This window comes from Amycolatopsis magusensis (assembly GCF_017875555.1).
GTDB lineage: Bacteria > Actinomycetota > Actinomycetes > Mycobacteriales > Pseudonocardiaceae > Amycolatopsis > Amycolatopsis magusensis.
Window position 1 is genome coordinate 1,533,688 of the sequence record NZ_JAGGMS010000001.1, and the last position, 18,795, is coordinate 1,552,482.

The 18,795-nt window shown below is 69.9% G+C and carries 17 protein-coding genes; 10 read left to right on the forward strand and 7 right to left on the reverse strand.

Going from position 1 to position 18,795, the window contains the following annotated elements; genetic code table 11:
• Nucleotides 1–44: 44 nt before the first annotated feature.
• Nucleotides 45–2,369 (reverse strand): (Fe-S)-binding protein, encoded by a 2,325-nt coding sequence (locus JOM49_RS07255; RefSeq protein WP_209663572.1) that lies wholly within the window; start codon nucleotides 2,367–2,369, stop codon nucleotides 45–47.
• A gap of 151 nt (nucleotides 2,370–2,520) precedes the next feature.
• On the opposite strand from JOM49_RS07255, the gene JOM49_RS07260 reads away from it, so the two are divergent.
• Genes JOM49_RS07260 through JOM49_RS07270 form a run of 3 tightly spaced genes read left to right on the forward strand, consistent with a single transcriptional unit; the run spans nucleotide 2,521 to nucleotide 4,291 of the window.
• A complete protein-coding gene (locus JOM49_RS07260; protein ID WP_209663573.1) occupies nucleotides 2,521–2,847 on the forward strand; it encodes a DMT family transporter in 327 nt (108 codons plus the stop codon).
• Nucleotides 2,844–3,404: a TetR/AcrR family transcriptional regulator gene (locus JOM49_RS07265; protein ID WP_209670924.1), complete on the forward strand. Its 561-nt coding sequence runs from the start codon at nucleotides 2,844–2,846 to the stop codon at nucleotides 3,402–3,404. Before JOM49_RS07260 ends, JOM49_RS07265 begins: the two co-directional genes overlap by 4 nt.
• Nucleotides 3,404–4,291: a serine hydrolase domain-containing protein gene (locus JOM49_RS07270; protein WP_209663574.1), complete on the forward strand. Its 888-nt coding sequence runs from the start codon at nucleotides 3,404–3,406 to the stop codon at nucleotides 4,289–4,291. The genes JOM49_RS07265 and JOM49_RS07270 overlap by 1 nt, the downstream gene beginning before the upstream one ends.
• Nucleotides 4,292–4,343: 52 nt before the next feature.
• On the opposite strand, the gene JOM49_RS07275 is transcribed toward JOM49_RS07270, so the two are convergent.
• Complete coding sequence (locus JOM49_RS07275; protein ID WP_209663575.1) at nucleotides 4,344–4,877, reverse strand: YbhB/YbcL family Raf kinase inhibitor-like protein; 534 nt, start codon at nucleotides 4,875–4,877, stop codon at nucleotides 4,344–4,346.
• Nucleotides 4,878–5,043: 166 nt separating this feature from the next.
• Between JOM49_RS07275 and JOM49_RS07280 the strand changes: the two genes are divergently transcribed.
• The 6 genes from JOM49_RS07280 to JOM49_RS07305 all read left to right on the forward strand — a co-directional run bounded on the left by JOM49_RS07280 (nucleotide 5,044) and on the right by JOM49_RS07305 (nucleotide 11,091).
• Complete coding sequence (locus tag JOM49_RS07280) at nucleotides 5,044–5,817, forward strand: DUF4097 family beta strand repeat-containing protein (RefSeq protein ID WP_209663576.1); 774 nt, start codon at nucleotides 5,044–5,046, stop codon at nucleotides 5,815–5,817.
• A 25-nt stretch (nucleotides 5,818–5,842) separates the two neighbouring features.
• A complete protein-coding gene (locus tag JOM49_RS07285) occupies nucleotides 5,843–6,505 on the forward strand; it encodes a DUF4097 family beta strand repeat-containing protein (protein ID WP_209663577.1) in 663 nt (220 codons plus the stop codon).
• A gap of 284 nt (nucleotides 6,506–6,789) precedes the next feature.
• Nucleotides 6,790–8,673, forward strand: coding sequence for a molecular chaperone DnaK (gene dnaK, locus JOM49_RS07290; protein ID WP_209663578.1), 1,884 nt, complete (start codon nucleotides 6,790–6,792; stop codon nucleotides 8,671–8,673).
• 41 nt (nucleotides 8,674–8,714) lie between these two features.
• Entirely contained in the window at nucleotides 8,715–9,452 is a 738-nt protein-coding gene (gene grpE / locus JOM49_RS07295; protein WP_209670926.1) for a nucleotide exchange factor GrpE, read from the forward strand.
• Between the two features lie 27 nt (nucleotides 9,453–9,479).
• Nucleotides 9,480–10,649: a molecular chaperone DnaJ gene (gene dnaJ, locus JOM49_RS07300; RefSeq protein WP_209663579.1), complete on the forward strand. Its 1,170-nt coding sequence runs from the start codon at nucleotides 9,480–9,482 to the stop codon at nucleotides 10,647–10,649.
• A gap of 1 nt (nucleotide 10,650) precedes the next feature.
• The gene (locus JOM49_RS07305) at nucleotides 10,651–11,091 is read left to right on the forward strand and encodes a heat shock protein transcriptional repressor HspR (protein WP_209663580.1); all 441 of its coding nucleotides are present in this window, start codon (nucleotides 10,651–10,653) and stop codon (nucleotides 11,089–11,091) included.
• A 212-nt stretch (nucleotides 11,092–11,303) separates the two neighbouring features.
• On the opposite strand, the gene JOM49_RS07310 is transcribed toward JOM49_RS07305, so the two are convergent.
• From JOM49_RS07310 to JOM49_RS07330, 5 genes are all read right to left on the reverse strand, one after another.
• Nucleotides 11,304–11,666 carry a hypothetical protein gene (locus JOM49_RS07310; protein ID WP_209663581.1) on the reverse strand — a complete coding sequence of 121 codons (363 nt, stop codon included), beginning with the start codon at nucleotides 11,664–11,666 and terminating at the stop codon, nucleotides 11,304–11,306.
• Between the two features lie 128 nt (nucleotides 11,667–11,794).
• Nucleotides 11,795–12,301, reverse strand: coding sequence for a helix-turn-helix domain-containing protein (locus JOM49_RS07315; protein ID WP_245370024.1), 507 nt, complete (start codon nucleotides 12,299–12,301; stop codon nucleotides 11,795–11,797).
• A 5-nt stretch (nucleotides 12,302–12,306) separates the two neighbouring features.
• Complete coding sequence (locus tag JOM49_RS07320; protein WP_209663583.1) at nucleotides 12,307–12,510, reverse strand: hypothetical protein; 204 nt, start codon at nucleotides 12,508–12,510, stop codon at nucleotides 12,307–12,309.
• Between the two features lie 547 nt (nucleotides 12,511–13,057).
• The gene (locus JOM49_RS07325; protein ID WP_209670927.1) at nucleotides 13,058–14,725 is read right to left on the reverse strand and encodes an ABC transporter ATP-binding protein; all 1,668 of its coding nucleotides are present in this window, start codon (nucleotides 14,723–14,725) and stop codon (nucleotides 13,058–13,060) included.
• A gap of 50 nt (nucleotides 14,726–14,775) precedes the next feature.
• The gene (locus JOM49_RS07330; protein ID WP_209670929.1) at nucleotides 14,776–16,371 is read right to left on the reverse strand and encodes an ABC transporter transmembrane domain-containing protein; all 1,596 of its coding nucleotides are present in this window, start codon (nucleotides 16,369–16,371) and stop codon (nucleotides 14,776–14,778) included.
• A 151-nt stretch (nucleotides 16,372–16,522) separates the two neighbouring features.
• Between JOM49_RS07330 and purL the strand changes: the two genes are divergently transcribed.
• Nucleotides 16,523–18,793, forward strand: coding sequence for a phosphoribosylformylglycinamidine synthase subunit PurL (gene purL, locus JOM49_RS07335; protein ID WP_372444212.1), 2,271 nt, complete (start codon nucleotides 16,523–16,525; stop codon nucleotides 18,791–18,793).
• Nucleotides 18,794–18,795: the final 2 nt, after the last annotated feature.

The following is an 18,795-nucleotide window of genomic DNA, read 5'->3' on the forward strand; positions in this document are numbered from 1 at the left end:
CGTTGAACGCTAGTAATGCCCCACTCATAGCATTGGGCGGAGGGCTACTTGTCCTCGTCGGGGAGCGGGGTGCCGGTGGGCACCTCGTCCGTGGGGGTGTCGGCCTTGCCGTCCGGCTGGGCCTCCCCGCCCGGCTCCTCCAGCGGGTCCGAGCCGTTCGACGGCAACGCGGTGTCCACAGTGGACGGCACCGGCGCCGGCTTGCGCTTGACCGCGGTGAGCAGCAGCTGCGCCACGTCCACCACCTCGACCTTCTCGCTGGCCAGCCCGTCGCTCTGGCGCGAGGTGACGCCGTCGGTCAGCATCACGCGGCAGAACGGGCACCCGGTGGCGATCTTCGACGGCGCGGTGCCGAGCGCCTCGTCCACGCGCTCCACGTTGATCCGCTTGCCGATGCGCTCTTCCATCCACATCCGCGCCCCACCGGCACCACAGCACATCGACCGGTCACCGTGCCGCGGCATCTCCCGCAGCGAAGCACCCGAAGCGCCGACCAGCTCACGCGGCGCGTCGTAGACCTTGTTGTGCCTGCCCAGGTAACACGGGTCGTGGTAGGTGACGTCCTCGGCGATCGGCGCCACCGGCACCAGCCGCTTCTCCCGCACCAGGCGGTTCAGCAGCTGCGTGTGGTGCACGACCTCGTACTGCCCGCCCAGCTCCGGGTACTCGTTGGCGAGGGTGTTGAAGCAGTGCGCGCAGGTCACCACGATCTTGCGCTTGAGCGGCTCGACGTCCTCGAACACCGTGTTCAGCACTTCGACGTTCTGCTGCGCGAGCATCTGGAAGACGAACTCGTTGCCCGCGCGCCGCGCCGGGTCACCGGTGCAGGTCTCCTCCGGGCCGAGCACGGTGTACTTGACGTCGGCCATGTGCAGCAGTTCGGCCACCGCGCGGGTGGTCTTCTTCGCGCGGTCCTCGAACGCACCGGCGCACCCGACCCAGAACAGGTATTCGGTGTCGCCGAACTCGCCCTCGAACACCGGCACCTCGAAGTCCAGGTCGTCCGCCCAGGCCAGCCGGTCCTTGGCGTTCTGGCCCCACGGGTTGCCCTTGTTCTCCAGGTTCTTGAACATCCCGTTCAGCTCGGTCGGGAAGTTCGACTCGATCATCACCTGGTAGCGGCGCATGTCGACGATGTGGTCCACGTGCTCGATGTCCACCGGGCACTGCTCCACGCAGGCACCGCAGCTGGTGCACGACCACAGCACCTCGGGGTCGATGACGCCCAGCTCGTCCGGCCCGCCGATCAGCGGGCGCTCGGCCTCGGCCAGCGCGAGCACGTCGATGCCGGCGTGCGGGTTGTCGCCGGTCAGCCCGACCTCTTCACCCGTGACGTCCTTGCGGCCACCGGCCAGCAGGTACGGCGCCTTCGCGTAGGCGTGGTCGCGCAGCTGCGTGATCAGCAGCTTCGGCGACAGCGGCTTGCCGGTGTTCCACGCCGGGCACTGCGACTGGCAGCGGCCGCACTCGGTGCAGGTGGTGAAGTCCAGCCAGCCCTTCCAGCTGAAGTCCTCGACCTTGCCGGCGCCGAAGACGTCCTTCTCCGGGTCGGCTTCCTCGAAGTCGAGCGGCTTGCCGTCGCTCATCATCGGCTTGAGCGCGCCGAGCGCCACCCCGCCGTCGTCCTCGCGCTTGAAGTAGATGTTGGGGAAGGCGCTGAACCGGTGCCAGGCCACGCCCATGGTCATGTTCCTGGAGACCACCCAGACCCAGATCATCGCGCCCATCAGCTTGATGAAGGCGAACACCGAGACCAGGGTGGCGCTGGCGGGCAGCAGGTTGCCCAGCGGCTCGGAGACGAAGGCGGCCCAGGTCGGCAGGTCGTGGGAGCCGAGCGCGGACTTCGCCGCCCGCACGCCCAGGATGCCGATGCCCTCGAAGACCACGATGAACTCGACGAAGTACGCCTGGCGGAAGTTCGACCCGGCGAACCGGGACACCCGGTCGGCGCGGCGGGGGTGGTTGCGCTGGCGGATGACCGCGAGCGCCAGCCCGCCGACGATGGTGCCGACGCCGAGCAGCTCCATCAGCAGGTGCCACAGCGACCAGTGGTCGAGGATCGGCCAGCCCCAGGTCGGCTCGAAGACCTCACCGTAGGCCTCGAACAGGGCCAGCGAGCCGATCAGGAAGCCCCACATCACCAGCCAGTGCCACGGGCCGACGTGCTTGAGCTTGTTCATCCGCGTGTGCGCGGCGAACTCCTTGATCAGCGTTTTCATCCGCGGTCCGAACGGACCGTTCCGCGTCGGATCGGGCTGGCCGAGGCGGATGATCTTGACGAAACGCACGATCGTGACGACGAACATGCTCCAGGCGACCAGGCTGACCGCGACGGCGATCAGCCCGAGCGTGAGCTGTACAGCACCCATGTCGGGGGCCTCCGGGGTTCATCTGGCATGTGGTGGTGCGAGGAGGGTAGCGCTGATTACTCATCAGTAACCAATCGGCGCGCTCGGCGTCCCCCTGATGTGGCGCAAACCTCGCTGGTTAGTGGGACTATCGTTCAGGTAGTTTCGCGGGATGGGCCCGTACCTCCTCCTGGCCATCGCCATCGCGGGCGAAGTCACGGCCACGATCTCACTGAAGCTCTCCGAGGGCTTCTCGAAGCCGATCCCCTCGGTGATCGTCGTTCTCGGCTACGGACTCGCGTTCGCGATGCTCGCCCAGGTCCTCAAGGCGGGACTGCCGATCGGGGTCGCCTACGCCGTCTGGGCCGCGGCCGGGGTCGCGCTGGTCGCCCTGATCGGCGCGGTGTTCCTCAACGAGGGCTTCAACTGGACCATGGGGGCCGGGCTGGTGCTGGTCATCGCCGGTGTCGTGTTGCTGGAACTGGGGCGAGCGCACTGAAACGGCAGGCGGACGGGCGGCGGGCACGCGGGGAGAAGCGGCGCGCGGAACTGATCGACGCCACGCTGCGGGTGATCGAGCGCGACGGCGTCGCCGGGGTCACCCACCGGACCGTGGCCGCCGAAGCCGGGGTGCCGCTGACCTCGACCACGTACCACTTCGACAGCCTCGACGACCTGCTGATCGCCACCCTCATCTCGTGCGCGCGCGACATGGCGACCGAGGTGTACTGGATGATCGACCGCGCGCGCTCGCGCGGGAGCCGGGGCGCCGAGGAGGTCGCGGCGCTGCTCGCGGAGGCGCTCGGACCGCGGCGCGGGCGCACGATGGCGGAGTACGAGCTGTACCTGCTCGCCGCGCGGCGCCCGGAACTGCGGCCCGCTGCCCGGCGCTGGCTGGATGTGCTGACGTCGATGGTGCGGCATGATGACGAGGTGGCGTTCCGGGTGTTCCTCGCGGGGATCGACGGGCTGCTGGTGCAGGGCCTCATCGACGACGAGCCGCCGTCGGCCGAGGAACTGCGGCCGGTGGTCGACTACCTGCTGAAGCCGCGCTGATGTTCACCGGGGTCGCGCGTGCCGACCGGGGTGGCGAGACGGTGTTCGCCGAGGCTCGCGGGTTCGCGCACCGGGCGTACGGCGTGGCGAACACACTGGAGACGCGGTTCGCGCTTGCCAGCGGTACCAAGGGTTTCACCGCGGCGACCGTGTTCTCGCTGATCGATTCGGGGCTGCTCACCGAGTCGACCACGGTGCGTTCGGTGCTGGGTGACGAACTGCCGCTGGTGCACCCGGAGGTGACCGTCGGGCACCTGCTGCGGCACACCTCGGGCATCGGCGACTACTGCCCCGACGACGAGGACCCGCCGCCGGGCCAATGCCTGCTTGCGTCCACTTCGGACTACCTGGCCGCGATGGCCGGGCTGCCCGCCGTTTCCGCGCCGGGCACGCGGTTCTCGTACAACAACGGCGGTTACGTCGTGCTCGGGGCGATGGCCGAGCGGGTCACCGGAACCGTGTTGGCGGACCTGGTGCAGGAGCGGGTGTGCGTCCCGGCGGGCTTGCGGCACACCGGTTTCCTGCGCACCGACGCCCTCCCCGGCGACGCGGCGACGGGCTACCTGCCCGACGGCCGGACGAACGCGCTGGAGGTCCCGGTCCACGGCCACGGCGATGGCGGCCTCTACTCCACGGTCGGCGATGTACACGCGTTCTGGTCGGCATTGATGAGCGGCCGGATCCTCGCTTCGCCGGATCGCATGCTCGCCGACGGCTGCGGCTTCTGGCCCGTACCCGGCGGTTTCGCCCTGCAAGGCGGGGATGCCGGGATCAACTTCCGCAGCGTGCACCTACCGGACCGAAACACCACCTACACCGTCATCGCGAACGCGGGCGGCGTCATGGCCATGTCACAACACCTGGCCGACCTCGTCGCCACGCCGTGAATGTGGCTTTCACGGCACATTTCGCCGTGAAAGCCACATTCACGGCACCGGGTCAGCCCTTGTTCTCGTGGGTGCCGGTCAGGTGCGCCCTGGCGACGGTGTTCGAGAACAGGTTGAAGCCGAGGAAGGCCGGCGTCGAGCTGTCCGGGATGTCCAGCGACTCGACCCCCACGGCGTGCACGGTGAAGATGTACCGGTGCGGCCCGTGTCCCGGCGGCGGGGCGGCGCCGAGGAAGCGGTTCAGGCCGCCGTCGTTCTTCAGGGTCACCGCGCCGGGGGCGGGTTCCGGGTTCTTCCCCGCGTCCGTCGGCAGGGAGGTCACCGTGGCCGGGATGTTGAACACGGCCCAGTGCCAGAACCCGCTGGCGGTCGGGGCGTCGGGGTCGTAGCAGGTGACCGCGAAGCTCTTGGTCTCCGCGGGAAAGCCCTCCCACGACAGCTCCGGCGAGACGTCGTCGCCGCCGGCCCCGAAGATGCCGCTCAGCTGCGGCGTGGCCAGCGCGGCGCCTTCGGCCAGATCGGCGCTGCGCACGGTGAACTCCGGCACCTCGGGCAGGAAGTCGTACGGGTTGGGCGGTTGAGGCATTCCAGTCCTCCTCCTACGTGGGCTACCGCCAAAGGCTATCGGCGCGGCGCACCCCGGGCAGGGGTAGGGACAACCCCCGGGGAAGTCCGGGGGTTCACCCCGATGTACCGGGGGCCGTCCGAGCCCTAACTTTGTGCACAGAAGAAACCTGCATCGGGAGGACTCAATGGCGCGGCCTGGGCTAGCCATCGGCGGTATCGCGTTGATCGTGGCCGGAGCGGCGATCGGGCTGGGGTGGTGGTGGCCCTCGACCAGCGAGGCAACGGCGCAGGTCAGCGAACCGGTCCAGCGGGTGCGGATCGCGGCCGACTCGGGCAGCGTGCACATCCGCACCGCGGACGTGCGGGAGAGCACGGTCGTCCAGCGCTTCGACTACCGCTGGGGCGAGCCGAGCCGGAGCTACTCGGTCGAGGGGAACGAGCTGGTGCTCGCCGACTGCGGCAACTGGTGCTCGGTGGACTACGACGTGGTCGTGCCGATGGGGACAGCGGTGACCGGCCACGCCGACTCCGGCGAGGTCGTGCTGACCGGTGTGGCCAGCGCGGACGTGAGCGCCGACTCCGGCAACGTCGAGGTGCGCAACGTGCCGGGCCCGGTCACCGTGCAGGCTTCTTCGGGGAACATCACGCTCGCCGACATCGGCGACGCGGTGAAGGCCACCGCCGATTCGGGGCACATCACCGGCACCGGCATCAAGGGCCGGGTCGAGGCGGACGCGGATTCCGGGGACGTCGAGCTGACCATGGCCGCCGCGCAGGAGGTCCGCGCGCAGGCCGACAGCGGGAACGTCGAGGTGGCCGTGCCGACGGGCTCGTACCGGGTGGAGGGCAGCAGCGACAGCGGGGACCGGGACATCTCGATCCCGACCGGGGGCAGCGGCGCGTCCGTGCTGCTGCAGCTGGACACCGACAGCGGTGACGTCACCGTCCGCCAGGCCTGACCGAACGAAAAGGGGATCTGGGGCAATGGGGAAAGCAGGCTGGGCGCTGACCGGGGTGGCGGTGTCGGCGCTGGCGCTGACGGGGTGCGCCTCGATGACGCCGGAGGACTCGTTCAGCGACGGCACGCCGGTGCCGGAGCAGATCACCAAGGTGCGGTTCGACGTGCCCGCCGGCGAGGTGAAGATCCGGGTGGAGAAGGGGGCGCCGGTCTCACTGCGGCGCGAGGTCCACTACCGGGGTGACCGGCCGGGGCGGTCGCACCGGGTCGACGGCGACACGCTCGTGCTCGACAAGTGCGGTGACCACTGCTCGGTGAACTACGACGTGGTCATCCCGGCCGCGTTGCCGGTCACCGGCAGCCTCGCGGCGGGGGACGTGACCATCACCGGTGCCGGGGCGACCGACGTGCGCGCGGCGGCCGGGCGGGTGGTGCTCGACCAGCTCGCCGGGTCGGCCCAGGTCGAGGCCTCGGCGGGCAACGTCGACATCGGCCTGGCCACGGTGGCCGACGCGAAGGTGAAGGCGAGCGCGGGGAACGTGACGGTCACCGTGCCGCAGGGCGTGTACCGGGTGCGGACCGAGGCCAAGGCGGGCGAGACGCACATCTCGGTGCCGACCACCGCCGACGCGCCGCACGCGCTGGAGGTCGACGCGTCGGCCGGTGACGTGACGGTCCGCACCGCCTGAGCCGGCGGCCGCACGGGGCCTGACCGTGCTCGTCGCACCCGCTGCGCAGGGGGCAGCGGGTGCGACGCTGGGCGGACCACCTGGTCGACGGCGTGCTCGCGGAAATCGGTGGCACCTGCCGGGAACAACCGGCGGACCCGGTACGTTGAGCCAGCAGAAAGGTTGAGCCCCCTCCACTCAAGTCCAGGTTGACCAAGTGGCGGGGCTCCGGTTAGAACTTGAGTGAGCACCGCTCAACCACGGCGGGCGCACGAACCCAGAAGCACAGAGAGAGGGAACGAACCATGGCGCGAGCGGTCGGCATCGACCTCGGTACGACCAACTCGGTCGTCGCCGTCCTGGAGGGCGGCGAGCCGACGGTCATCGCCAACTCGGAAGGTTCGCGGACGACCCCGTCCATCGTCGCCTTCGCCAAGAACGGCGAAGTGCTGACCGGGCAGCCCGCGAAGAACCAGGCCGTCACCAACGTCGACCGGACGATCCGCTCGGTGAAGCGGCACGTCGGCACCGACTGGAAGACCGAGATCGACGGCAAGGCCTACACCTCGCAGGAGATCAGCGCGCGCGTGCTGATGAAGCTCAAGCGCGACGCCGAGTCCTACCTCGGCGAGGAGATCACCGACGCGGTGATCACCGTGCCCGCGTACTTCGAGGACGCGCAGCGGCAGGCCACCAAGGAAGCCGGCCAGATCGCCGGGCTGAACGTGCTCCGCATTGTCAACGAGCCGACCGCGGCCGCCCTGGCCTACGGCCTGGACAAGGGCGAGAAGGAGCAGACCATCCTGGTCTTCGACCTCGGTGGCGGTACGTTCGACGTCTCGCTGCTGGAGATCGGCGAGGGCGTGGTCGAGGTGCGGGCCACCTCCGGTGACAACCACCTCGGTGGCGACGACTGGGACGAGCGCATCGTCACCTGGCTGGTCGACAAGTTCAAGGCCTCCAACGGCATCGACCTCACCAAGGACAAGATGGCGCTGCAGCGCATCCGCGAGGCGGCCGAGAAGGCGAAGATCGAGCTGTCCAGCTCGAACTCCGCGGGCATCAACCTGCCCTACATCACCGTGGACTCGGACAAGAACCCGCTGTTCCTCGACGAGCAGCTCTCCCGCGCCGAGTTCCAGCGGATCACCTCGGACCTGCTCGAGCGCACCCGCAAGCCGTTCAACAACGTCATCCGTGACGCCGGGGTCGCCGTCGGCGACATCGACCACGTGGTGCTCGTCGGTGGTTCCACCCGCATGCCCGCGGTCTCCGACCTGGTCAAGGAGCTGACCGGCGGCCGCGAGCCGAACAAGGGCGTGAACCCGGACGAGGTCGTCGCGGTCGGCGCGGCGCTGCAGGCAGGCGTGCTCAAGGGCGAGGTCAAGGACGTCCTGCTGCTCGACGTGACCCCGCTGTCGCTGGGCATCGAGACCAAGGGCGGGGTGTTCACCAAGCTCATCGAGCGCAACACCACCATCCCGACCAAGCGCTCGGAGATCTTCTCCACCGCGGACGACAACCAGCCCTCGGTGCAGATCCAGGTCTTCCAGGGTGAGCGGGAGATCGCCGCGCACAACAAGAAGCTCGGCATGTTCGAGCTGACCGGGCTGCCGCCCGCGCCGCGTGGCGTGCCGCAGATCGAGGTCACCTTCGACATCGACGCCAACGGCATCGTGCACGTGACCGCGAAGGACCTGGGCACCAACAAGGAACAGTCGATGACGATCACCGGTGGCTCCGCGCTGCCGAAGGACGACATCGAGCGCATGGTCAAGGACGCCGAGGCGCACGCCGAGGAGGACAAGCAGCGCCGCGAGGAGGCGGAGACCCGCAACCAGGCCGAGACGCTGGTCTACCAGACCGAGAAGTTCGTCAAGGACAACGAGGACAAGCTGCCCGACGAGCTCAAGGGCAAGGTCAAGACCGCGATCGACGAGGCCAACGAGGCGCTCAAGGGCACCGACTCGGCCAAGATCCGCGAGGCCATCGAGAAGCTGAACACCGCTTCGCAGGAACTGGGCACCGCGCTCTACGCCAACGCGAACGCCGCTCAGGAGGCCGCCGGCGCGGCCGGTGGTGACGCGGGTGCTTCGGCTGGGTCCTCTTCGGCCAAGGCGGACGACGTGGTCGACGCCGAGATCGTGGACGAGGACGACAAGAAGGGCGCGGAGGGCGAGAAGAAGTGACCCACGCGAATCGCGAAAACTCCGAGGGTCCCCGGCACGGGATCGGTGAAGAACCAGAGGAGCCGCGAGTCGTGGTGCGCGATCGCCGCAAGATCGACCCGGTGACCGGTGAGCTGCGTGAGCAGCCGGTGCTCGAAGAGGAGGAAGCGCCCGTGGCGGGCAAGCACGCGGGGCCCTCGCTCGGGGAGACCATCGTGGACGCGGCGGTGGAGCCGGTGTCCGACCTGGAGAAGCAGCTGGAGGAACGCACCGCGGACCTCCAGCGGCTGCAGGCCGAGTACACCAACTACCGCCGCCGGGTGGACCGCGACCGCGAGCAGGTGGTCAACGCCGCGAAGGCCGGCGTGGTCGGCGACCTGCTTCCGCTGCTCGACGACCTCGAGCGGGCGGACCAGCACGGCGACCTCACCGGCGCGTTCAAGGCGGTGGCCGACAAGCTGGTGGCCAGCCTGCAGCGGGCCGGGCTCGAGCCGTTCGGCGCGGAGGGCGAGCCCTTCGACCCGAGCGTGCACGAGGCGGTGCAGCACAACACCTCGTCCGAGGTGGCCGGCCCGACGGTGACCCTGGTGATGCGCCGCGGCTACCGCTTCGGCGACCGGGTGCTGCGGGCGGCGCTGGTCGGCGTGACCGACCACGAGCCCGGCGAGGCACCCGCGGCTCCGTCTTCGGTTCCGGGCTCGGCCGCGGCTTCGGCTTCGGCTGAGGTCGCGCCGGAATCGGCCCCGGAGCTGGACGCCACGCAGTCCGGTGAGCTGCCCCTTGATGAGAACAGTCGCTGACGGAAGTCCGGAGGGAGGAGACGCCCGATGAGTGCTCGGGAGTGGATCGGCAAGGATTTCTACCGCGAACTGGGCGTCTCCTCCGACGCCTCCGCGGATGAGATCAAGAAGGCCTACCGCAAGCTGGCGAAGGAGAACCACCCGGACGCCAACTCGGGCAACGCGGAGGCCGAGAAGAAGTTCAAGGCCGTGTCCGAGGCGTACGGCGTGCTGTCCGACGGCACCAAGCGCAAGGAGTACGACGAGGCCAGGCGCCTTTTCGGGTCGGGCGGCCCCGGGGGTTTCGGGTTTCCCGGAGGCGGAGCCGGTGGCAACGACTTCGGCGACATCTTCGGAAACGCCGCCGGGCAAAGCGGGGGTTTCGGTGGCCTCGGTGACATCCTCGGCGGCCTGTTCGGCCGTCGCGGGGCCGCCGGTGCCACGGCGAGCCGCGCGCAGCGGGGCGCCGACGTGGAGACCGACGTCCGGATCGACTTCGTCGAGGCGGTCAAGGGCGCGACCCTGCCGCTGCGGTTGTCCAGCCCGGCGACCTGCGGCACCTGTGGTGGCAACGGCGCCAAGCCGGGCACCACGCCGCGGACCTGCGGGAGCTGTGGTGGGTCGGGGCTGGTCAGCCGGAGCCAGGGGGCGTTCGCCTTCTCGGAGCCGTGCCGGGACTGCCGCGGCCGCGGCACCATCATCGACAACCCGTGCGGTGAGTGCGGTGGCGAGGGCATCAGCACCCGCACCCGCACGCTGACCGTCCGGATCCCCGCCGGGGTCGACGACGACCAGCGCATCCGGCTGGCCGGGCAGGGCGAACCGGGCCGGGGCGGCGCGCAACCGGGTGACCTCTACGTCCGGGTGCACGTGGCACCGCACGCGGTGTTCGGCCGATCGGGCAATGATCTGACCATCACCGTGCCGGTGAGCTTCACCGAACTGGCGCTGGGTGGGACCATCACGGTGCCGACGCTCGACGGCAAGGTCTCGGTCAAGGTGCCGCCCGGCACCGCGAGCGGGCGCGTGCTGCGGGTGCGCGGCAAGGGCATCACCAAGCGAGACGGCACCCAGGGCGACCTGCTGGTCACCCTGCAGGTGGCGGTGCCCGCCCGCCTGGACGACCAGGCGCGGGCGGCGTTGGAGAGTTACGCGGAGGCCTCCGCACAGCACGACCCGCGTCCGGAGATCACCGCCCTGATCAGGGAACGGAGCTGAGATGTTCGGTTCTTCGCTGCCGGGTGGCGTGCCGCAGGACGAGGACACCCCGGTGTTCGTGATCTCCGTGGCGGCCCAGCTCTCCGGGCTGCACGCGCAGACCCTGCGGTCCTACGACCGCCAGGGCCTGGTCTCCCCCGGCCGCACGGCCGGGGGAGGTCGGCGTTACTCCATGCGGGACATCGCCCTCCTGCGCGAGGTGCAACGGCTCTCGCAGGAGCAGGGCGTCAACCTGGCCGGGATCAAACGGATCATCGACCTCGAAAACGAGGTCGACGCCCTGCGCTCGCGGGTCGCCGAACTGACCGAAGAACTCGCCTCGGCCTACGCCGCCGCCGAACAAGCCGCCGCCGCGGTACACGCCTCGTACCGCAAAGACCTGGTCCCCATGCGAAACCAAACCGCCCTGGTCGTCTGGCGCCCCCCACGCCCCCGCCGCTAACCCACCCCGAACCCCACACTCGCGCACCCGAACCCCACGTTCAAGCACCCGAGTTGCACGCTCGGGCAGCCGAGTTCCGCGTTCAGGCACCCGAGTTGCACGCTCGGGCAGCCGAGTTCCGCGTTCAGGCACCCGAGTTGCACGCTCGGGCAGCCGAGTTCCGCGTTCAGGCACCCGAGTTGCACACTGGGGCAGGCGAGCCTCACGTTCGCTCACCTGAATCCGCGCTGGGGCATTGCGTTCCAGCGGCTGAGATCTACGTTCGCGCAAGCGAGTTCCGCACTGAGGCAGCTGAGATCCACATTGAGGCAGCCGAGTCTCACGCTCGGGTAGCCGAGTTCTACGTTGGGGAAGCCGAGTCTCACGCTCGGGTAGCCGAGTTCTACGTTGGGGAAGCCGAGTCTCACGCTCGGGTAGCCGAGTTCTACGTTGGGGAAGCCGAGTCTCACGCTCGGGTAGCCGAGTTCTACGTTGGGGAAGCCGAGTCTCACGCTCGGGTAGCCGAGTTCTACGTTGGGGAAGCCGAGTTCCACACTCAGGCACCCGAGTTCTACGTTGGGGAAGCCGAGTTCCACACTCAGGCACCCGAGTTCTACGTTGGGGAAGCTGAATTCCACTCTCGGGCGGGCGAGCCCCCCGTTGATGCAGCTGAGTCGCGCGCTCGGGCAGTCGAGTTCCGCACTCCCGTAGCCGAGTCCCACATTCAGATATCCGAGTTGTGCCGGATGCCTTCGCTTTCCGGCGCGAGCAATTGGAGTCGGCGCAGGAGTTGGAGTGGGGTCATGCCGCACAGGACGGCTGCCTGCCGGAGGGTGACCTCGTCCATCTCGATCATCGGGTCCGGGGCCGCGTGCTCATCCGAGGCTCTCGCCAGCGCCCACGCCTGAAGCGGCCCCAGCTCCGGGTCCTGGGTCTGGGTGATCACTTTCAGTCGCACCCGGAGACTCAGCTCCGGGCGCCGCAGGTCGCGGTGAACCTGGGCGAGCACCTCGTGCGCGGTCGTGCCGAGGACCTCGCACAGCTCCACCAGCCGTGACACCGTCAACCGCCGGGCGCCGGACTCGTAGCTGCCCAGCGTGCCGATCGACAGGTCGTTGTGCAGCATCGCGCAGACCTCCTCCCGTCTGAGCTGTCGAGCTCGCCTGAGCAGCCGGAGCCGCTCGCCGAGCGCGTCGCGGAACGCCTGGTCGAAGTCCGGGTCGACCCCCATGCCGCTCACCTGCCCGCCCCTTCGATCCGCCCGGCGCGCTCACGCGCCTCCTCAGCGAGCCCGGCCAGCAGATCGGCGAGTTCCCGCAGCTCAGCGGCACTGAACTCGGCCTCGTCGATCTCCCTGACCAGCCGCATCATCACGGTGCCCACGTCGCGGTTGCTCCTGATCAACCGGACGAAGGCCTGCTGATTCCGTCGTCGAACCATCTCCACGCCCCCTCTCGTCTGATCAATAGTGGCACATGCCACTCTCGATCACGACAAACACGGGATGTGGAGCGGCGAAGCCGGATCCGTTGAGTTGCAACGGTTTTCCAGGTCCCGGAGCGGCACAAAAGTCACATTCGCAGACGGGTGATTGTGGCTGATTACCGTGCGCAGCAACGGTTATGGCACAAACTTCACATTCACGTTCGGGATGCTTCCCCGGCGCGGTAAGGGTTCCAGTGTGTGCGGCGCCTGTCACGAATGTGGCTTTCGGGACGTTAGGCGTCTCGAAAGCCACATTCGTGACAGGGCGGGAAGGCTACGGGCAGGCGAGTTCCACATTCGGGACGTTGAGCCCCACATTCTCGACGCGGGCGTGTTCGGGCGCGCGAATGTTGAACTCGCCTGCGCGAGTGTGGAGTTCGGCTGCCTGAGTGTGGGATTCAGGTGCCTGAACGTCGGGTTCGGCTGCGCGAGTGTGCAACTCGCGTGCGTGAACGTGGGGTTCGGGTGCGTGAGTGTGCAACTCGGGGGCGTGGGGGTGGGGTTAGGGGGTGGCGGTTTGGACTAGGCGGGCGTAGGGGCCGTTGGCGGCCAGTAGGTCGGTGTGGCTGCCGAGTTCGGTGATGGTGCCGCCGTCCAGGACGGCGACGCGGTCCGACGCGGCGGCGGTGTGCAGCCGGTGTGCGATGGCGATGACCGTCCGACCTGCCAGAACCTGGGAAAGTGAGCGTTCCAGCTCCCGCGCCGAGCCGGTGTCCAGCAGGGACGTGGCCTCGTCCAGGACCAGGGTGTGCGGGTCCGCCAGCACCACGCGTGCCAGCGCCAGTTGCTGCGCCATGGCGGCGGGCACCGAGGCCGGGGAGACCTTGGTGTCCAGGCCCTCCGGCAGGGCCCGCGCCCAGGGGCCCGCGCCCACCGAGTCCAGGGCGTCGAACAGGGCGGCATCCGACCACGAACCCGCAGGTAGCGTCAGGTTTTCCCGCAGGGTGCCCGCGAACACGTGGTGTTCCTGCGTCAACAGCAGGACCTCACCCCGCAGCACGTCCTCCGGCAGTTGCGAGACCTCCGCGCCGCCGATGGTCACCGAACCCGAGTCGGGTGTCGCGATGCCTGCCAGCAGCCGACCCAGCGTCGACTTTCCCGCGCCCGAGGGGCCGACGATCGCCAGCCGCTGGCCCCGCGGGATCGACAGGGTGATCCCGTGCAGCACCTCCCGGTCCGCCGAATACCCGAACCGGACGTCGCGGACCTCGATCTCCGTACCCGATGGCACGGCAGAGCCAGGAGGAACCACGGAAGCCGCGCCCCGCACGCCGATCACCCGTCGGAGTGCCGTGGCCGACACCTGGACGTCCTCCATCCACCACAGCAGCTCGTCCAGCGGACCCGCCAGGATCTGCACGTACAACACCATCGTGGTGATCGTGCCCAGCCCGACCTCACCCTGCGTGTACGCCCACGCCCCGATCAGCAGCATCGCGCCCACCGGCAACGCCTGCGACAACTCCAGCCACGGCGCCCACCGCACCTGCAGTTTCCGCAGCTCACGCTCCTCGTCGACGGCCCGCGCCAGCCGGCGGTCACCCTCGGCAAGGCGCCGCTCGACCAGGCCCAGCGCGTCCGCGGTCCGGGCGCCCTCGGTCGACTCGTGCAGCCCCGACTGCACGTCACCCCAGGCGTCCAGCATCTTCTCGATGGTCGACGGCACCCGCCGCCAGTACCACCGCGTCGGCAGGTACAGCACCGGCACGGCGACCAGCAGCCCCAGCGCCAGCAGCGGCGAGGTGAACACCATCGCCACCACGGTCAGCACGACCGTGATCAGCGCGACGGTGATCTCCGGGACGGCGTACCGCATGGCGTAGTCGACCTTGTCGACGTCGGAGGTCGCGCGGCTGAGCAGGTCACCGGTGCCCGCCGCCTCCACGGTGCCCAGCGGCAGCTTCAGCGCGTCGTCGACGAACTCCTCGCGGGTCTTCGCCAGCACCCGCTCACCCAGCAGCCCCGCCCGCCGGTTCGCCGCCTTCTTCAGCACGGCCTGCACCACCAGGATGCCGACGAAGACCAGCGCCAGCAGGTCCAGCGACAGCCCGCCGCCCTCGGTCACCGAGTCGACCAGCATCCCGAGTAGCTGCGGCCCGACCAGCCCGGCGGCGCCCGCCAGGCAGAAGAACAGGATCACCAGCACGAAGTCCCGGCGGAACGCCTTCATCGTGCCGATCGCCCAGCCGCGGGCCTGCGCCACGTCGGCCAGCGGCAGCTTCAGCTGCACGGTTCCTTCTCCTTGTTCACGTATTCGTCGGCGACGGCCCGCCACAGCGGGCTCTGGCTGAAGACCACGGTCGTCCGGCCGCGCCGCAGCTCGGCCACCCGTTCGGTGATGCGTGCCTCGGTGTGCGCGTCGACCGCCGAGGTCGGTTCGTCCAGCAGCAGCACGTCGGCGTCCAGCGCCAGCGCCCTGGCCAGGTTCAGCCGCTGCCGCTGCCCGCCGGAGACCTCCCGGCCGCGCTCGCCGATCAGCTCGTCGAGCCCGAGCGGCAGCGCGTCCACGATGTCGTCGGCGTCCGCCGCGGTCAGCGCGGCTTCCACGGTGATCGCGCCCGGCGTGACGATCTGCTCCCGCAGCACGCCCGAGAACCACACGTCCTGGTTGTGCGCGCAGACCACCCGCGAGCGCACCTCGGCCAGCGAAGCGCGCTGGATCTCCACCCCGGACACCAGCACCGGCTCGAGTGCGTCGGTGAACCGCGCCAGCCGGGCGGCCAACTCTTCGGCGTCCTTCGTCTCGACCACGGTCAGCTTCCCGGCGACCGCGGTGAAACCCGATTCGGTGTCGTGCAGTTCCAGTGGCCCGTCGGGCAGCGCGATCGGCTCGGGCGGGTCGGCCAGCTTCGGCCGCAGGCCCAGCATCTTGCAGACCTTCCGCGAAGCCACCATCGCGCTGGAGAACGTGCCTGCCGCCTCCGTGGCGGTGCTCACCGGGATGATCAGGAAGGCCGAGGCGCCGTAGAAGGCGACCAGTTCGCCGACCGTGATCGTGCCCGCGACCGCCAGCCGCGCGCCCAGCCAGGTGATCGCCACGGTGACCAGTCCCGGCAGCAGCACCTCGGCGCCGACCAGCCACGACGTGCTGCTGGCGACACCGTTGCCCTGCTCGCGCACCCGCTGGCTGGCCGTGGCGAACCGCTTCGAGAACTGCCGCTCACCACCCACGCCCCGCAGCACCCGCAGGCCCGAAACGATGTCAGCGGCCAGCGCGTTCACCGTGGTCAGGTCCTCGCGCTGCGCCTCCTGACGACGTTGCAGCGGCGCGATCAACGGCCCGATCCCGGCGACCGCCAGCGGCACGCCGACCAGCGCCACCGCGGCGAGCAGCGGCGAGGTGCCCAGCAGCACGATGCCCACGGTCAGGAAGGCGACCACGGCACCGAGCACCCGGCCGAACACCTCGAAGATCGCGCCCACCCGGTTCTCGTCCGAGGACGCGATCGCCATCATGTCGCCGGTGTCCGCCTGCCCGCGCAGCGAAGCGCCCAGCCGCAGCGTGTGGTGCGAAACCAGGCGCTGGGTGGTGGACGCGGCGTGCAGCCACATGCCGTGCGCGACGAAGAGCAGGCCCGCGCCGAACACCGTCTGCAGCACACCCAGCCCGACCACCAGCGCCACGTTCCACACCAGTTCGCTGGTGTTCGCCCGGGCGATGCCCGCGTCGATCGCCCGGCCGACCACCAGCGGCAGCATGGCGAGCGGCACCAGCCAGGCCGCGCCCAGCACCGCCGCCCCCGTGGCCAGCCACGGGCGTGACCGCAACACCGCCAGCAGGTACCGCGACGGGGTCAGCCGCTCGGGCAACCGCACGTCAGGTGCGGGATAGGGTTTCGGGGGCACGATTTCCGACGGTATGCGGGACCGGTGCCCCGGGGCGACCGATTTTCCGCCGACCACCCGGCGGAGTGCGCCCGAGCACACCCGTATTCTCTGGCTCGTGGCCTCCACCAACGCGGACACCGTGACCAGCACCGATACCACCGAGCACGCCGCGGCGACGCCCGACGTGCCGCAGCCCTACCTCGAACTCGGCCTGGCCGAGGACGAGTACGCCCGGATCCGCGAGATCCTCGGCCGCCGGCCCACCGACGCCGAACTGGCGATGTACTCGGTGATGTGGAGCGAGCACTGCTCCTACAAGTCCTCCAAGGTGCACCTGCGGTACTTCGGCGAGACCACCACGCCCGAGATGCAGGAGAAGATGCTCGCGGGCATCGGCGAGAACGCCGGTGTGGTCGACATCGGCGACGGCTGGGCGGTCACCTTCAAGGTGGAGAGCCACAACCACCCGTCCTACGTGGAGCCCTACCAGGGCGCGGCCACCGGCGTCGGCGGCATCGTGCGCGACATCCTGGCGATGGGCGCGCGCCCGCTCGCGGTGGCCGACCCGCTGCGCTTCGGCCCGGCCGACGCGCCGGACACCCGCCGCGTGCTGCCCGGCGTGGTCGCCGGGGTGGCCGGGTACGGCAACTGCCTCGGCCTGCCGAACATCGGCGGCGAGGTGGTCTTCGACGAGAGCTACGCGGGCAACCCGCTGGTGAACGCGCTGTGCGTCGGCGCGATGCGGGTCGAGGACCTGCACCTCGCGCACGCTTCGGGCACCGGCAACAAGATCATCCTGTTCGGCGCGCGCACCGGCCTCGACGGCATCGGCGGCGTGTCGGTGCTGGCCAGCGACAGCTTCTCGGAGAACACCGGCCGCAAGAAGCTGCCCAGCGTGCAGGTCGGCGACCCGTTCACCGAGAAGGTGCTCATCGAGTGCTGCCTCGAGCTGTTCGCGGAGAAGCTCGTGGTCGGCATCCAGGACCTCGGCGGCGCGGGCCTGTCCTGCGCCACGTCGGAGCTGGCCGCGGCCGGTGACGGCGGCATGCACATCGTGCTCGACCGGGTCCCGCTGCGCGCCGAGGGCATGACCCCGGCGGAGATCCTCTCCAGCGAGTCGCAGGAACGCATGTGCGCGGTGGTCGCGCCGTCCGATGTGGACGCCTTCATGGCGGTCTGCGCCAAGTGGGACGTCACCGCCACCGAGATCGGCGAGGTGACCGACGGCGAGCACCTGGTGATCACCTGGCACGACGAGGTCGTGGTGGACGTGCCGCCGCGCACCGTGGCGCACCAGGGCCCGGTCTACGAGCGGCCCTACGCGCGCCCGTCCACCCAGGACGCGCTCCAGGCGGACACCAGCGCCTCGCTCGCACGCCCGTCGACCGGTGACGAGCTCCACGAGACCGTGCTCAAGGTGATCTCCTCGCCGAACCAGGCGTCGAAGGAATGGGTCACCAGCCAGTACGACCGCTACGTCCGCGGCAACACCGTGCTGGCCCAGCCCGCCAACTCCGGGGTGATCCGGATCGACGAGTCGAGCGGCCGGGGGGTGGCCGTGTCGACCGACTGCAACAGCAAGTTCGTCTTCCTCGACCCGTACCTGGGCACCCAGCTGGCGCTCGCGGAGTCCTACCGCAACGTGGCCACCAGCGGCGCCACCCCGGTCGCGGTGACCAACTGCCTGAACTTCGGCGCGCCCACCGACCCCGGCGTGATGTGGCAGTTCGAGCGCGCGGTGCACGGCCTGGCCGACGGCTGCGCCGAGCTCGGCGTGCCGGTGACCGGTGGCAACGTCAGCTTCTTCAACCAGACCGGCGACACCGCGATCCTGCCGACGCCGGTGGTCGGCGTGCTCGGCGTCATCGACGACGTCCGCCGCCGCATCCCGACCGGTATCGGCGCGGAGGCGGGCGAGACGCTGATCCTGCTCGGGGAAACCCACGACGAGCTGGACGGTTCGGCCTGGGCGCACATCGTGCACGGGCACCTCGGCGGTGTGCCGCCGAAGGTGGACCTGCAGCGCGAGAAGCTGCTCGCCGAGATCCTGGTCGCCGGTTCGCGTGACGGCATGGTCTCCGCCGCGCACGACCTCTCCGACGGCGGTCTCGCGCAGACCCTCGTCGAGACCGTCCTCATCGGACAGTGCGGCGCCCGGGTGGTGCTCGACGACGAGCTGGACCCGTTCGTGCAGCTGTTCTCCGAGTCCGCCGGCCGCGTGCTGGTCGCCGTGCCGCGCACCGAGGAACTGCGCTTCACCGAGATGTGCACCGCGCGCGGGCTGCCGTGGCGCAAGACCGGGGTGGTGGACCCGGAGTCGGGCGCGCTGGAGATCCAGGGCGTGACCAGCTTCGGCCTCGACGAGCTGCGGGAGATCTGGGAGCGCACGCTCCCGGCCCTGTTCGACTGATG